The sequence below is a fragment of the Flavobacterium sufflavum genome, assembly GCF_004016525.1.
Lineage (GTDB): Bacteria > Bacteroidota > Bacteroidia > Flavobacteriales > Flavobacteriaceae > Flavobacterium > Flavobacterium sufflavum.
In genome coordinates, this window is the sequence record NZ_SACJ01000005.1 from 41,185 (window position 1) to 56,552 (window position 15,368).

A 15,368-nucleotide genomic window follows, 5' to 3' on the forward strand; every position below is an offset into this window, starting at 1 on the left:
TTTTCAGTTGTTTAGGGGCATTATTTGATAAAGTAAAAAGCCGACTCTAAATTTAGAGTCGGCTTTTGCTTTTAAAAAAATTAGTTATTTCTTGACGATAGCTTTTATTGTATAATATTTTCCATTCTTAACATGTAAAAAGTAGATTCCTTTGTTTAAATCACCCAAAAACATTTGTTGCATAGTGCTTGTTAAAGGTTCTGATTTTACTTTTCTTGCTAAAATATTATAGAGCGCAAGTTCTGCTCCGTCATAAACTTTATCTACTTTAACAGTTAGAATTGTTGCAACCGGATTAGGGAAAACTGTAACATTTTCAGTAATACTAGATGAAGAAATGGTATTGCAACTTCCTAATTTGTCTCCATGACTTAAATGCGCCTGAACTGAACTCGGACTTACGCAAGTTTCCTGACCATTATGACAAACGATAACTTTATCAGCAGAGCTTCCGCATTGTACATTTATTGAATTAACAATAATCGAAGCTGAAGTTTGACAGCCTTTTGCATCAGTTATTATTACGTTGTAGCTTCCCGGTTGAGATACTGCGATTGTCTGATCGGTTTGGTTTGTACTCCATGCATAAGAATAAGGTGCTGTACCACCTGCCGGAATTGCTTTTATATTTAAAAATCCAGTTCCATAACCTACATAGATTGTGTTTTTTTCCTGCGTATTGTTAATAGCATAAACATCAGGAATCGATGCTGTTAATTGAATAGCATTGGTATCATCACAATCATCATTGTTTGCTACACCACAAGCTACAGCTAAACCAGCACCTAGGCCGTCACCATCATTATCTGTATATAATAATTTGCTGTCGTCACAATCAGTGTTATTTGTAGCATATCCTGCAGGAGCGATTGAAGAACATAACATTGCTGTTTCAGTTGATCCAAACCCATCGTTATCTGCATCTACATAATATAAAATTGGTTCATGAACAGTTGCATCATTGTCATTGCAATCGGTATTGTTTGTAGCATATCCTTCCGGAGCGACAGATGAACAGAACATCGCTGTTTCAGTCGAACCAAATCCATCCTTATCCGCATCTACATAATATAAAATTGGTTCATGAACAGTTGCATCATTATCATTACAATCGGTATTATTTTTAGCATATCCTCCCGGAGCTACTGATGAACAAAACATAGCTGTTTCAGTAGAACCAAATCCGTCTTTGTCTGTGTCTACATAATATAAAATAGGCTCATGTACAGTAGCGTCATTATCATTACAATCAGTATTATTGGTCGAATAACCTTCAGTAGCGACAGATGAACATAACATCGCTGTTTCAGTCGAACCAAACCCGTCCTTGTCAGCATCTACATAATATTGAATAGGTACATGTACAGTTACGTCGTTATCATTACAATCATTAGTTTTGGAATAACCGTCATTGTCATCATCAGTTGGTGTTGTTACATTAAATACTTCTGAATATGCTGAAGAATCCGTTTTGTTAGTTGCTTTTAATCGGTAATAGTATTTGGTGTTAGCAGCTAAATTAGTATCGGTGTAAGTCGTTGTGTTGGCTACAACTTCTGCTATTTGTACAAAAGAGTTTCCGTCAGATGAACGTTCAATTGCAAAATTAGCTTCGTTATTAGAATTGTCATTCCATTTTAAAGCTATTGTACTTGAGGGAGTTGGTGTTGGTATAATATTCGTCTCGAATGTTACATTAGATGGCGAATTAATTAAGGTTGTGTTGTATATCGCTGCAACTTCTGCAGCTGATAAAGCGTAGTTAAATATTTTTAACTCATCTATTTTTCCTTTGTAAGGAGCAGGAGTAGTATTAGCATACAACTCAAGTACTCCAATATTACCAACTACTAAATCAGTTGGCTCGCCAATACCCACAGCTGTTCCTGTTGCATCAGCTAGTTCATTCGTGAAAACACCATTAGTGTATAATCTTAATTTTTTTGCAGTAACATCTCGCATGATAACTACATGCACCCAGTCTCCGGTATAATATTTAGTAGCTGCTAATGTTGATGTAAGTTCTGTTTTTACTTTGTCATCATCTATAGCAAATCGGAATTGATTATTTTTAATTTCTACATCAAATCTTTTACCTGTAGCACCTGTTGTAGTGTTTTTTGTAATCGAGCCTTTGCATAATATATAAGAACTCAAAGTTGAAGTAGCTGGTAATTGACTGGCATCAGCCTTCATCCAAAAAGAAACAGAAAATGAATTTTTATCGAATAAGAGATTGTCCTGATGAGGGATAGTCACCATCTGCTTATTTGGTAAAAATGTTGAAAAATCTATTGCATTATTAGCTTTACCGGTTACTCTGACAGCAGCTTTGTCGAAAGCAGCATCTAACTGACCATCATTGGCATAAGCAGAGATATCTGCAATTTGTTCGCCTTCACCTGCCACTTCTTTAAATGGCCAATGACCAACCAGTTCTGCTTTTTGAGCGCTGAAGTTCCATACATCTCCAGTCACAGTTCCTTTGGCATTAGTAGCATCAATTCTCCAGTAATAGATTGTTGCCGGACTTAAACCTGTAAGTGTATAGCTTGGAGCTGCAACATAAGCTATATCGCCTAATTTTGTTAAGTTAGCAGGATCAGTTCCAAAATAAACAGAATAAGTTGTTGTATTTGCACTACCTGTCCATTTTAAAGCTAAAGTGCCATTTACTAAGTCTACTGTATTCATTCCTGTTGTAGGAGTAGGAGTAGCTGCTTTTGTAGGGGCTGAAGGAATAGCTGGTGTGGTAAGGGAATTTACATCACTATAACTGGAAGATTCAGTTGTAGTTGTTGCTTTAATACGGTAATAGTATTTAGTATTTGGAATTAAATTATTATCAGTGTATGTAGTTACATTTGCAGCTACTTGCGCAATTTGTGTATAGTTTGTTCCATCGATTGAACGCTCAATTACAAAATTAGTTTCATTGTCTGAATTGTCTTTCCAAGTCAAAATTACCTTGCTTGAAGGAGTTGGTGTTTCAACTGAAGTTGCGTTGAAAGCAATTGAAGTTGGAGGAATTACAAATTCAGGTGGTACTGTATTGATTAATCCATTTATGTAAACTTCAATGTTTAAGTATTCAGGAGAAGTTGTGCTGTAAGCAACGGCATCATTAGCATTGTTTTTATTCAATCCATTGCTGTCTTCCCAGGTATCAGGCATTCCGTCATTGTCGGTGTCTAGTGGGGCAGGAGCGCCATAAACGTGTCCGGCACCTCCATTAATAAAGCCAAACTTGTTCGTTAAATCAGTTTGAACATATACATAAGTAGCGACTGTTCCTTTAGATTTTAAATCAGAAATCATAAGATTGTCTACCTGATCGCGTCTTGGATACGATGGGCCTACACCTGCCACAATTTTATCATAAGCATCCTGAGCTGATAAAGTTGTGTTTTTCATAGGATAATCATAAGGAGTTGAATGAATTGTTGATGCATCTCCGGTAGGATATCCTGATAAATCCTGAGGTACTAATGTTCCATCCAATATTCCATTTCTGTTATTATCAAAATAATTACCTGAACCATATAATGAGAAGTTGTCATTTCCACGGCTAAAAGGTGTTCCAACAGTAGTACTTGTATTTGGACCACCAATGAAATAGTTGTTGATGATGTTTACATCTGAACTTCCTGATGAATCACCACCCATGATGTAGGCTTCTCCAGATTCGGCATGTCCATAAGTATTACCATAATTACCCCAATTGTAAACAACATTGTTCACAAACTCATTAATCCCTTTTATTTTGTTATTACGGGTTTTGTTACAGATATATAAGTTTCCAATTAAACTTATTTTTCCACCTGAAGGCTGCATCAATCCTCCGGCTGAGTGATTGTGACGGTGTAATCCCTGACCGATAATTGAATTTTGAATCGTTATATTGTCAGGACTCGTGCCTTTGCTGTCCCAGTTAATTGAAAATACTTCATCAGTTCCCCAGGTAAAAGCCATGTGGTCAAAAATCATATTTGCCCCATTCGCTAAACCTGATGCATCCTGGCCTTGGGTAGTAGATCCATAACGAATACGAAGATATCGGGCTATCGTATTGCTTGAACCTGTAAAGGTTACTTTGGCACCTAAAAGTACTATTCCTTCTCCGGTTGCTGTTTGTCCTGCAATTGTTGTGTTTTTTGCTACGACAATTTGGGATAGGGTGTTAATTATTCCCCCAACTTTGAATATTACAAAGCGGCCTTCCTGACTAACTGCATCACGGAAAGATCCTGGTCCACTATCATTTAAATTGGTTACTAAATAAATTTTAGGGTTAGCGACTGCTCTGGCTCCGGTAGTGTATCTGCCAAATCCTTGTGCCTCAGGAAAGGCTAGTGTTTGGGAACAAACATTCCCGGAACTTAATGCAAGTCCGCAGAGCATTAGGGCTTTTGGAACTTGCTTAAAAAGTAAAGTTTTAAATTTCATAAATTAATAGATTTTAAGTTGGTTGTCTCAAAACTATTAATTTAACATTTTATTAGTATCCTGTTCTGTCCTGTTACTACTGACGAATCAATTTGTTTTTGCTGGTCTATAGATTTAAGAATTGATCTGGATAATTTTGCATAAAGGCGAAAAAAAAACTCCTTAATTTCTTAAGGAGTTTTTGGCTTTTTTGAATTTGCTATAAAAGAGTTGCTTTGTAGTTGCGATGCTAGATTAATTTTATAAAAACTCCTAAAACGGCAGCGATAGCAATGATATAAGGTTCTTGAATTTTTTTGTAATAAAGTAAAGCAGCAATACTTAGAATAGCTATAGCTATTGTTGGAGTATCAATGATGCTTCTTTTTGCTATTACAATTACAGAGCCTACTAGGGCACCTACAACTGCAGCAGTAATTCCTTCTACAAACGCTTTCACAGATTCGTTTTTTGCAATTTTTTTAAAATACGGAGCCATGGCAATTGTAAATAAGTAACAAGGTAAAAACGTAGCCAGTGCAGCTACTACAGCTCCTACGAATCCTGCGACTAAATATCCAATAAATCCCACTGTTATAACAACAGGTCCTGGAGTAATCATGGCTACAGCAACCGAATCAAGAAATTGTTGCTCCGTTAACCATTGATTTTCTACAACTACACCTGAATGTAGAAAAGGAACAATGGCTAATCCGCTTCCAAAGACAAAAGCACCAGCTTCGGTAAAGAAAACAGCTATTTTTGTTAGTGTGGTGCTTTCATAATTCCAAAAAGCAATAGGAGCAAGAATTAAAGAATTCACTGTACTTACATTCCACCACTTAGGACTTGCTTTCACAATCATATATAAAAGTCCGGCCGCTATAAACAATAAAATTTGTTCCTGTTCAGTAACATAAGTTATTATTGTAGCCAGAATAAAAAATAGCCACAATAACCATTTTGATTTAAAAGACTCCAGATTGAGTTTGCCAATTGATTTTAAGGTGAGTTTATAAGAACTCAGTGCGATAATTCCAACGACGGCTGCGCCAACACCATAAAATACGGCTTGTATCCATAATAAGCCGCCAAATAATTTGTAGATTATCCCTAACAAAACGACCATTATAAAAGAAGGAAGTACAAATGCAAAGCCTATTAGTGTTGCGCCCAAAATTCTGTAATGAACAAATCCTAAGTAGATTCCTAGTTGAGCTGCTAAAGGTCCCGGAGCTAATTGTGCTAAAGCTAAACCTTCTTTGTACTCTTCTTCTGAAATCCATTTTCGATTCTCGACTAAATCCCGATGCATATAGCCTACCAATGCTACCGGGCCACCAAAGCCGATGGTGCCCAATTTTAAAAAATATAGGGTTAATTCTCTTAATGTGTATTTATGATTTTCATTCATAGCTAAGTAATTTTAAAAAGCGATTCCAAATTGAAAACCTACAGTAAAACTTGCCGGGTGGTCATTACCAAATCGAACTGGTAATGGCACAGCTACAAAGTAACTACTATTGGCGTTTTTCTTTATTGTTTTATTAATTACGGGTGTTACACCATATCTTCCACTGGTTTCGAATGCTAATCTTCCTGCAAAGGTATATCCATGGCCTAAAGCTACTAAAACTCCGGGATGAAATAATAAATTATTTACTTTGCTTGTGCCTTGATCGTCTTTGATATTAGGAACTACTTCAAAAGAAAATCCAATTTTTTCACTTTTCCAGATGTTAATTCCTGTTGGGAAGCCTATAGCATAATAATCTCTAAAATTTACGGTAGTTTCATCTTTATTAATCGAAACTAAAGGATGCATGATTCCAAAGTATCCAGTAATTTTAGGATAAGTGGTCTGGGAAAAAATGGAGGAGCTAAATGTCAGTAAAACTAAAAGAATAGCATGTTTAATTTGTATCATAACGTTGTTTATTTATGATGCAAAAATAATCATACTAAAAAGGTAGAAATAGTATACTATTTACTTTTTGTACCTGAATTACTTTTTTGTATTTTTTTTACGATAAGAAGATGGATTTTTACCGGTATGCAATTTGAAAATTCTCGTAAAATGACTTTGGTCTGAAAAACCAGTCCTATAAGCTATTTCAGTTAGTGTGTATGTTGAGTTTTCAATTAGATTAATTGCTTTTTCAATCCGCAATTTTCTCACATAATCCCCAAAATTTAAATCTTCGAAATATTTAGAAAATTCTCGGGATAAATAAGACGGATTCAATTCCAGGTCATTTGAAATTTGTTTTAAGTCAAATGTGAATTGAGTGTCAATTTGGTCCTGAATCATTTCTTTTAAATCCTTGACCCAAGTAGGTGTTTTTTTGTTTTTAGATTTTTTTTCATTTAACAACTTATTATAAACCTGATGTAATAAGTTCTCAAAAGGACTGTTTTGCAAATGATTCTGTTTGTATAAATGAGTGGCCCAACTATATAGTGCATCATAAAGAATTATTCCTGTTTCCAGCAATTTAACATCATCTGTAATGTTGTAAGAAAGCCCGGCAGAAATAGCCCAAAGTCCAGCCGATTCCTGAGCGATATCATGTCTGTCAGTATCAGCTCCACGCACAATTCCTGCAATAATTAAAACGGCAGCATCATCAATTTTATGTTTTTTGATGATGTAATCAAAGGTGGTTTGCTCTTTATAGTGTGTGTACTCGGTATCAGGAATATCAAAGGGAATGGCGTCTAATTCTTTTGCTTTATCTAAAACATCACTGAAAGGAACATAAATAAATTCAGCCTCCGAATCAACAAATTTTTTAATTAACCAGGGGCAGGCAATTCGATCTATTTTAGGTCTTTCTCTAGTGATCCATTTCATTTGAAATAATATATTAAGGAAGTTTTATGCTTTAAATACTGAGCTAATTTACATTAAAAAAAAGCATAAAAAAAACTCCTTAATTGCTTAAGGAGTTTCTTGGTGGGCGATGAGGGGTTCGAACCCCCGACCCCCTCGGTGTAAACGAGGTGCTCTGAACCAGCTGAGCTAATCGCCCTATTTTACTAGGTTGCTATCGTTTGTGATTGCGAGTGCAAATATACAATGCTTTTTCGAATGTGCAAGCAAAAAACGAAAAAAATTATAAAATTTCTGCAACTACAAAGGTGCTTCCTCCCACATATATGAAATCGTTGGAATTAGCTGATTCTTTTGATTTTTTATAAGCTTCTGGTACAGAGTGTAGTATCGCTCCTTTTAAGCCGAATTGTGCTGCTTTTTCTTTTAATGCCAATGCTTCGAGTCCTCGTGGAATATTTGGTTTGCAAAAATAATAAATGGCATTTTTTGGAAATAAAGGCAAGACTTCATCTAAATCTTTGTCGTTTACAACTCCTAAAACGATATGTAATCGCTCGAATTTTTCGTTTTTAATTTGGTTCAGTACAATTTCAAGTCCGTTTTTGTTGTGAGCGGTATCACAGATGATTTTTGGAGATTCTCCTAATTGTTGCCACCTTCCCAAAAGCCCTGTGTTTTTGACCACATTTAATAGGCCTGATTCAATTTGGTTTTGGTTAATAGAAAAATCAGTTTGAGTGTTTAAAATTTGGATGGTTTGTAGAACCGTTTTTTTATTGTGAATTTGATAATCACCAATTAAATCAGAAGGAAGGTTTTCTGAAATTAAATCGGAGGCGAAGTAGATTTCGGAATTATTTTCTTTGGCTTTGGCCAAAAAAACAGCTTGTGTTTCAGGGATATATTCGCCAATAACTACAGGGATGTTTGGTTTTATAATTCCAGCTTTTTCAAAAGCGACCGATTCTAAGGTGTTTCCAAGAAACTGTACGTGATCTAATCCAATATTCGTTATTACCGAAACCAACGGAGTGATAATGTTAGTAGCGTCTAGTCTTCCGCCCATGCCCACTTCGATAATAGCAATATCGACTTTTTCTTTCGCAAAATAAGCAAAAGCCAATCCAACGCTCATTTCGAAAAAACTAATGTCATTGGCTTCAAAAAAAGCTTTGTTCGAATTGATAAAATTACAAACAAAATCTTCTGTAATTTCAGTGCCATTAATTTTAATGCGTTCTCTGTAATCTTTTAAATGAGGCGAAGTATAAAGACCTACTTTGTAACCTGCTTCCTGAAGTATAGAAGCCAGCATATGTGAGCTAGAGCCTTTTCCGTTTGTCCCGGCCACATGAATACATTTTAAATTTGCATGTGGATTATTTAAGTGATTTATCAGTAAATGAGTATTGGTTAAGTCTTTTTTGTAAGCAGAAGCTCCTTGCAATTGGTACATCGGAAGTTGGTTAAACATCCAGGCTGTAGTTTCTTGATAATTCATTTATTTTTGATAAATTAGTTGAGGTCTGAAATAAATTTTGATTTTTTTAGTTTAATATTGCAACTAAAAGTTACTGCAATGCAAAATTGAAGTATTTTTTATAATTAATGAGTAAAATTAAAAAATAATATATGTTTAGTTCTATACAATTACAGGCCGATACAATTGCTAATGCTGCTTCGAATGTTCTTGTCGAAAAGGTGGCTTCAAATACTGAAATTTCTGTTTTGGACTTTATTTTAAAGGGAGGTTTTTTCTTAATTCCAATTTCGATATTATTATTTTATACTTTTTATTTGATTATTGAGCGTTATTTATACATTCATAAAGCTTCAAAGATTGATGCTCATTTAATAAAGGATGTAAGTGTAAATCTAGTTTCAGGAAATTTGAATATGGCACTTTCTATTGCCGAAAGAAGCAATTCGGCTTCCGGAAATATCCTTAAGGAAGGAATTCAGGTTGTGGGAAGACCTATTACCGAGATTGAGTCGAATATGGATCGTGCGGCTGATATTGAAATAGGGGAGATGGAAAAACATCTGGGACAATTAGGTCTTATTGCTGGTATTGCGCCAACATTAGGATTTATTGGTACTATTTCAGGAGTTATTAAAATCTTTTACAGTATTTCGGTAACGGAAAATATCAGTATCGGAAATATTTCTGGTGGATTGTATGAAAAGATGATTAGTAGTGGTTCTGGTTTGATTGTGGGGATTATTGCTTACAGTGGTTACCATTTGTTGAACGGAAAGATTGATCATTTTGCTTTAAAAATTCAGAAACAAATATTGGAGTTTGTCAATATTATTCAAAAATCATAAGTTATGTCAATTAAGCGAAAAAGAAGATTTCATGCTGAAGTAGCTACTTCGTCATTGAGTGACATTATGTTTTTCTTGTTGCTGTTTTTCCTGATTATATCTACTCTTGCAAATCCGAATGTTATAAAAATGACTTTGCCTAAGGCGAAGTCTAATGAGAAAACAAACAAGCAATACATTAGTTTGTCGGTTACTGAAGACAAGAAATTCTACATCGACAAGCAGCCTGTTGTTTTTGATGAATTAGAAACCACTTTGATGTCTAAGATGAATACTGAGAAAGACCAAACGGTAATTGTTAGAATTCCGTTTAATTTACAAGTACAGGATTTGGTTGATGTGTTACAAATAGGAGTTAAAAATAATCTGAAATTTGTGATTGCTACGAGTCCAAAGTAAAGAAGAAGAAAAATTTATATACACAAAAATGTCTCGATAATATTCGAGGCATTTTTTGTTATGTATATGTGGTAATCTAGATTTTATGGAAGTCGTAAAGGAAGATAAAACTATGTTTTAATTATAAAACAAAATGCTGTTATTTCCGATGTTTAGCTGTCCTTAGCTTCCGCAGTCGAGTGTCAAATGTTTGAAGAATACGTAAAAAGAAAATCTGTTTGAGCGTAGCGAGTTATTTTCTTTTAGTATTCGAAAACTAATTTGACCGACGAGGGAGCGGAAGACTTGAAATCGAAGATTCATGAATACCTAAAAAACAATAAGAACGCATGAATATTTTTTTGTTTCTTTTTTGATCAAGCAAAAAAGAAAATTTTAATTCAAGTTGAAATTATAAGTAATCTTACCCACTTGTTTTTCGGGAGCATTGCTACTGGCATCCCATCGGGTGTTCATTGCTGCAATTTTTGCCTGGTCTAATAAACAACTTGCTGTGTTTGTTGTTCCTTTTATTCCGGCTACCGCATTTATGGTTCTTCCATTTCGGTCAACCGAAACTTCAACAACAACTCTTCCTTCTTCGTTACAAGTGTATTTTGGAACCGGTTTTGAAATTGCTTTTCGGTTTCCTAGCGAATAACCTGTTCCTCCACCAGAACCACTTCCTGAGCCTCCTCCGTAGCCGCTTCCGCTTCCGGGACCTGTGCCAGTTCCGTTTCCAGTACCATTGCCGCCACCTGTTCCTCCGCCAGAGCCACCAGCTCCATAATAGCTGTTTGAGCTTAAACTTCCGTTAGGTTTTCCTTTGTTTCCTGCTGTTCTGTCATCACCGTCTCCACCTCTGTTAGAACCTTTCATAATGCTGGCTAAGGCATCGTTGGTACTGTTAGAAACTTTAGGTTTTGCAACAACTATAGGTTTTGGTTCTTCTTTTTTTACGACTACTATAGGTTTTTTTGTCTTTTCTTTCGTTGGGATTACAACACTTTCTTCGGTGGTGTTTTCCTGTGATAATATGGCTTCTTCAGGAATTGTTTTCGAAGGTGCTGGTTTCGCATGGTTTTTTACTTCTAAAACCTCGCTTTTATAATTTGCTCCGGAACCAAAATCACTATCGCCAAAATTAACAGTAACACCGCCGCCACCGCCACCACCAGTTAGCTCGTCCAAATTTGCAGGAGGCCAAAAACGGATGAAGAATAAAATCAGTAGCAGTGTTGCATACAAAAGCGTAGAGATTGCTAACGATTTTTTTTGATCTGATGAAATGGTTGAACTCATTGGTATTTTTAAATTTTAATGCTAGTATTAAAAACGTCGAAAAGTACTAAAAATTGTTAAGAGTAAAAAACACTGCTTTCAATTAAAATAGCTCATCGGATTAAATTATCAAAATGTCAGTTCGAGTGTTTTTTGTGTAATGTCCCGAAACTTCGGGAGAAACAAAAAATGCCTGTCAGCCACAGGCAGGTATCGAGAATTTAGTTTTAATTATGTTTTGGCAAGTAAATAAAACCAGAGCTATGGTCTTTTTTTGCTCCGGTCACGCTGCTTAGCACATTGATTTCCTCTCTTAATTTTAGGATTCCAAGTAAGGCAAAAATTAAAGCTTCTTTAAATTCCAGAATTTTGTTTTCGGGAATGATGAGCTTCATTTCGGGTAAATAATGTTGGATTCTGGAAATAAGAAAATCATTGTATGCACCACCTCCGGTAATCAATAAACTTCCTTTTTTTGTTGGCAAAGCCAAGGCCGTTTGCAAAGCTATATGTTCGGTAAAAGTGTGTAGTTTGTCTTCGATTGAAATATTGAATTTTTCGATCAGCGGCAACACAGCTTCTTTTACAAATTCGAATCCTAATGATTTTGGATGCTTTTTTTGATAAAAATCGAAAGCGTTTAATTCGTTTAATAATTCAATACTGATTTTTCCAGTTTTCGAAATTTTACCTTTATCGTCATAATTCAATCCCAGTTGATTGGCATAAAAATTCAAAACGGTGTTTACTGGCGAAATGTCAAAAGCAATTCTTTGATTGTTTTCTTCGAAAGAAACATTGGAGAAACCACCTAAATTGATGCAATAATTGTATTCGCTAAATAAAATCCGGTCGCCAATAGGAACTAATGGAGCGCCTTGTCCGCCCAATTGCACATCTTGAACTCTAAAATCACAGACTATTCTTTGTTGGGTTAAAGTCGCAATTTCCGGAAGATTTCCTATTTGAAGTGTAAATCCGTTTTGCGGTTGGTGTAAAATAGTGTGGCCATGAGAACATACGGCATCCAAATTGATGATTTTATTTTTTTCGATAAAATCAACGATGATTTTTGAAAGCAGCTGGGTGTAATTTTGATTTAAAATATCGAGATTTTCTTTCGAAAAATCCACTGCTGATTTTAATTGATTCACCCAATCAGTGCTATAAGGAACGGTTTCGCTTTCCAGAATTTTAAAAGACCATTGGTTTTGTTTTATTTCGAATTGAATGTGAGCCAAATCAACTCCGTCAAGTGAAGTTCCTGACATAACGCCAATTACGTTGTAAAATTCTTTTTTCATATAGTGGAAATGAGAAACGATTAAAATATTAAAAGCCGAAGTTACTTTTTTTAAATAAAAGTAAGTAAATTTAGAAAGCACAAAAGCAATAAGCGAAGATTGTGTATGGAATTTTGAAATATTTTTTATGTCCAAAATGAGTTTTCATTCGTATTTCAGGACTTAATCTATTAAAAGAATTATTATGGATTTCAATTTGACCGAAGAACAAAAAATGATTCAGCAAGCCGCTAGAGATTTTGCCCAAAACGAATTATTGCCGGGAGTGATAGAGAGAGATGAATTTTCTAAATTTCCCGCCGAACAGGTGAAAAAAATGGCCGAATTAGGTTTTCTGGGAATGATGGTCGATCCTAAATACGGAGGTTCGGGTATGGACAATGTTTCTTATGTTTTGGTGCTTAGCGAAATTGCAAAAGTCGATGCTTCATCAGCGGTCATCATGTCGGTAAATAATTCTTTGGTTTGTGCCGGATTAGAAAAATATTGTAACGAAGAACAAAAACAAAAGTATTTAGTTCCATTAGCAAAAGGTGAGATTATTGGTGCTTTTTGTCTTTCGGAACCCAATGCGGGTTCTGATGCCACTTCGCAAAAAACAACAGCCATCGATATGGGAGACCATTATTTGTTAAACGGAACAAAAAACTGGATAACCAATGGTTCTACGGCTTCGACTTATATTGTGATGGCGCAAACGGATGCTGAAAAAGGGCACAAAGGAATTAATGCTTTTATTGTCGAAAAAGGTTGGGCTGGTTTTGAGATTGGTCCTAAGGAAAAGAAAATGGGAATTCGAGGTTCAGATACACATTCACTAATATTTAATGATGTAAAAGTACCAAAGGAAAATAGGATAGGGGAAGATGGTTTTGGGTTTCATTTTGCCATGGCGGTATTGAATGGCGGTCGAATAGGGATTGCTTCCCAGGCCTTAGGAATTGCCACAGGGGCTTATGAATTGGCATTAAAATATTCCCATGTAAGGGAATCATTTGGGAAAGAAATTTTCCAACATCAGGCCATTGCTTTTAAATTAGTGGATATGGCAACCCAAATTACCGCTGCTAAATTATTGTGTCTAAAAGCGGCTTCAGAGAAAGATGCGGGTATGGATATTACCCAATCAGGAGCGATGGCTAAGTTGTTTGCTTCACAAACGGCTATGGATGTCACTATTGAAGCGGTCCAAATTCACGGCGGAAATGGATATGTGGCCGAATATCATGTGGAACGTATGATGCGTGATGCTAAAATTACCCAGATTTATGAAGGTACTTCGGAGATTCAAAAAATAGTAATTTCCAGAACCTTGAGTTCGTAAAAATAAGCGCAATATTGTTTTATATAAGCGAATGACTATTTTGTAGCTTTTGTTTATTTTTGTGGCATGAAGAATATTATTATCACAGGAACAAGTAGAGGAATCGGATTTGAATTGGCTTTGAAGTTTGCTAATGCAGGACATCAGGTTTTGGCAATTTCGAGAAAAACACCTCAAGAGTTAATCGTTCATGAAAATATCAGTTGTCTTTCGGTTGATTTGTCGAACGAATCTGATTTAGAAAAAGTAGAAAATTTTCTTGCTGAAACATGGAAACAGGTTGATGCTGTGATTCATAATGCGGGAAGTTTAATTTGTAAACCTTTCGAAACCTTAACCCAAACGGATTTTGAAAATGTGTATAAGGTGAATGTTTTTGCTGTTGCCAATTTGACTCGCATTTGCATTCCATTTTTACAAAAAGGAAGTCATGTAGTTACCATCAGTTCGATGGGAGGCGTTCAAGGCAGTTTGAAATTTGCAGGTCTTGCCGCTTATAGTTCCAGTAAAGGAGCTGTAATTACGCTTTCGGAATTATTAGCTGAAGAATACAAAGAACGCGGTATCGCTTTTAATGTTTTGGCATTAGGAGCTGTGCAAACGGAAATGTTGCAGGAAGCTTTTCCGGGTTATCAGGCACCAATTTCGGCAGAAGGTATGGCAACCTATATTTTTGATTTTACATTGAACGGAAATAAATATTTCAACGGAAAAGTATTGCAGGTTTCAACTACTAATCCATAAAAAAAGTTGAGAGTTATAGGTTAAGAGTTCGAAGGATTTAACAACTTTTATTATTTTAATTTCACGGAAAACTCATAACTGAAAACTCATAACCCATAACTGAAAAAAAATTGAGCGATACCTTAGCAAAATATCTTCCTGATCACGCAGTCAAACCTGTTTTTGAGTTGATTGTGGAGCATGGGGTGCATTTAAAAATCGTTAACGAGCGCTTGACCCGTCATGGGGATTATCGAAAAGCCATGACTGGAAAACACGAAATCACCGTAAACGGAAGTTTGAATAAATACCGCTTTTTAATTACGCTCATTCACGAAATAGCACATTTAGTAGCTTTCGAAAAATTTGGTCGCAACATTAAACCGCATGGAAATGAGTGGAAACATACTTTTCAGCAATTGATGGTGCCTTATATTCGCCCTGAAATTTTCCCAAACCAATTGCTACCTTTGTTAGCCAGACATTTTAGAAATCCTAGTGCCAGCAGCGATACCGATACTACTTTATCACTTGCCTTGAAACAATTTGACAAGCAAAACGATAAAAATTATGTTTTCGAAATTCCCTACGGCAGTGTATTCCGAATTAAAAATGGTAAGGTTTTCAAGAAAATAGCCGTTAGAACCAAACGATATGAGTGCTTAGAAATGAGCTCTGGACGTTTGTATTTATTTAATCCCAACGCTGAGGTGGAATTGATTAAAAATCTCAATTAAAAAATCCCAAATTCCAATTATAGTAAAGTTAG

The 15,368-nt window shown here is 35.5% G+C and carries 12 protein-coding genes and 1 tRNA gene; 5 read left to right on the forward strand and 8 right to left on the reverse strand.

Going from position 1 to position 15,368, the window contains the following annotated elements:
• Positions 1 to 84: 84 nt before the first annotated feature.
• The 6 genes from EOD40_RS09800 to EOD40_RS09825 form a co-directional block, all read right to left on the reverse strand.
• Positions 85 to 4,446 carry a LamG-like jellyroll fold domain-containing protein gene (locus EOD40_RS09800; protein ID WP_128195065.1) on the reverse strand — a complete coding sequence of 1,454 codons (4,362 nt, stop codon included), beginning with the start codon at positions 4,444 to 4,446 and terminating at the stop codon, positions 85 to 87.
• A gap of 229 nt (positions 4,447 to 4,675) precedes the next feature.
• Positions 4,676 to 5,839 carry a chromate transporter gene (locus EOD40_RS09805; protein WP_128195067.1) on the reverse strand — a complete coding sequence of 388 codons (1,164 nt, stop codon included), beginning with the start codon at positions 5,837 to 5,839 and terminating at the stop codon, positions 4,676 to 4,678.
• 12 nt (positions 5,840 to 5,851) lie between these two features.
• Positions 5,852 to 6,352, reverse strand: coding sequence for a hypothetical protein (locus EOD40_RS09810; protein ID WP_128195069.1), 501 nt, complete (start codon positions 6,350 to 6,352; stop codon positions 5,852 to 5,854).
• A gap of 78 nt (positions 6,353 to 6,430) precedes the next feature.
• Complete coding sequence (locus EOD40_RS09815) at positions 6,431 to 7,279, reverse strand: chromate resistance protein ChrB domain-containing protein (RefSeq protein WP_128195071.1); 849 nt, start codon at positions 7,277 to 7,279, stop codon at positions 6,431 to 6,433.
• 100 nt (positions 7,280 to 7,379) lie between these two features.
• A tRNA-Val gene (locus EOD40_RS09820) sits at positions 7,380 to 7,457 on the reverse strand.
• 84 nt (positions 7,458 to 7,541) lie between these two features.
• Positions 7,542 to 8,762, reverse strand: a complete 1,221-nt coding sequence (locus tag EOD40_RS09825) for a bifunctional folylpolyglutamate synthase/dihydrofolate synthase (protein ID WP_128195073.1) — start codon at positions 8,760 to 8,762, stop codon at positions 7,542 to 7,544.
• A 131-nt stretch (positions 8,763 to 8,893) separates the two neighbouring features.
• On the opposite strand from EOD40_RS09825, the gene EOD40_RS09830 reads away from it, so the two are divergent.
• Positions 8,894 to 9,589: a MotA/TolQ/ExbB proton channel family protein gene (locus EOD40_RS09830; protein ID WP_128195075.1), complete on the forward strand. Its 696-nt coding sequence runs from the start codon at positions 8,894 to 8,896 to the stop codon at positions 9,587 to 9,589.
• A gap of 3 nt (positions 9,590 to 9,592) precedes the next feature.
• The gene (locus tag EOD40_RS09835) at positions 9,593 to 9,988 is read left to right on the forward strand and encodes an ExbD/TolR family protein (RefSeq protein ID WP_128195077.1); all 396 of its coding nucleotides are present in this window, start codon (positions 9,593 to 9,595) and stop codon (positions 9,986 to 9,988) included.
• A 375-nt stretch (positions 9,989 to 10,363) separates the two neighbouring features.
• Here the strand turns inward: EOD40_RS09835 and EOD40_RS09840 are convergent, their stop codons facing one another.
• The gene (locus EOD40_RS09840) at positions 10,364 to 11,269 is read right to left on the reverse strand and encodes an energy transducer TonB family protein (RefSeq protein ID WP_128195079.1); all 906 of its coding nucleotides are present in this window, start codon (positions 11,267 to 11,269) and stop codon (positions 10,364 to 10,366) included.
• 206 nt (positions 11,270 to 11,475) lie between these two features.
• Complete coding sequence (locus EOD40_RS09845; RefSeq protein WP_128195081.1) at positions 11,476 to 12,552, reverse strand: anhydro-N-acetylmuramic acid kinase; 1,077 nt, start codon at positions 12,550 to 12,552, stop codon at positions 11,476 to 11,478.
• Positions 12,553 to 12,736: 184 nt separating this feature from the next.
• Here EOD40_RS09845 and EOD40_RS09850 point away from each other — a divergent pair, with 184 nt between their 5' ends.
• The 3 genes from EOD40_RS09850 to EOD40_RS09860 all read left to right on the forward strand — a co-directional run bounded on the left by EOD40_RS09850 (position 12,737) and on the right by EOD40_RS09860 (position 15,336).
• Positions 12,737 to 13,876, forward strand: a complete 1,140-nt coding sequence (locus EOD40_RS09850) for an acyl-CoA dehydrogenase (RefSeq protein ID WP_128195083.1) — start codon at positions 12,737 to 12,739, stop codon at positions 13,874 to 13,876.
• 66 nt (positions 13,877 to 13,942) lie between these two features.
• Positions 13,943 to 14,620 carry an SDR family NAD(P)-dependent oxidoreductase gene (locus tag EOD40_RS09855; RefSeq protein WP_128195085.1) on the forward strand — a complete coding sequence of 226 codons (678 nt, stop codon included), beginning with the start codon at positions 13,943 to 13,945 and terminating at the stop codon, positions 14,618 to 14,620.
• Positions 14,621 to 14,730: 110 nt separating this feature from the next.
• Positions 14,731 to 15,336: a SprT-like domain-containing protein gene (locus EOD40_RS09860; RefSeq protein WP_128195087.1), complete on the forward strand. Its 606-nt coding sequence runs from the start codon at positions 14,731 to 14,733 to the stop codon at positions 15,334 to 15,336.
• The last annotated feature ends 32 nt before the right edge of the window (positions 15,337 to 15,368 follow it).

Bases quoted from the DNA above. Each gene is read 5' to 3' on its own strand.
- EOD40_RS09835 (WP_128195077.1), top strand. From the start codon at position 9,593: ATGTCAATTAAGCGAAAAAGAAGATTTCATGCTGAAGTAGCTACTTCG.
- EOD40_RS09855 (WP_128195085.1), top strand. From the start codon at position 13,943: ATGAAGAATATTATTATCACAGGAACAAGTAGAGGAATCGGATTTGAA.
- EOD40_RS09830 (WP_128195075.1), top strand. From the start codon at position 8,894: ATGTTTAGTTCTATACAATTACAGGCCGATACAATTGCTAATGCTGCT.
- EOD40_RS09810 (WP_128195069.1), bottom strand. From the start codon at position 6,352: ATGATACAAATTAAACATGCTATTCTTTTAGTTTTACTGACATTTAGC.
- EOD40_RS09850 (WP_128195083.1), top strand. From the start codon at position 12,737: ATGGATTTCAATTTGACCGAAGAACAAAAAATGATTCAGCAAGCCGCT.
- EOD40_RS09840 (WP_128195079.1), bottom strand. From the start codon at position 11,269: ATGAGTTCAACCATTTCATCAGATCAAAAAAAATCGTTAGCAATCTCT.
- EOD40_RS09805 (WP_128195067.1), bottom strand. From the start codon at position 5,839: ATGAATGAAAATCATAAATACACATTAAGAGAATTAACCCTATATTTT.
- EOD40_RS09800 (WP_128195065.1), bottom strand. From the start codon at position 4,446: ATGAAATTTAAAACTTTACTTTTTAAGCAAGTTCCAAAAGCCCTAATG.
- EOD40_RS09845 (WP_128195081.1), bottom strand. From the start codon at position 12,552: ATGAAAAAAGAATTTTACAACGTAATTGGCGTTATGTCAGGAACTTCA.
- EOD40_RS09825 (WP_128195073.1), bottom strand. From the start codon at position 8,762: ATGAATTATCAAGAAACTACAGCCTGGATGTTTAACCAACTTCCGATG.
- EOD40_RS09815 (WP_128195071.1), bottom strand. From the start codon at position 7,279: ATGAAATGGATCACTAGAGAAAGACCTAAAATAGATCGAATTGCCTGC.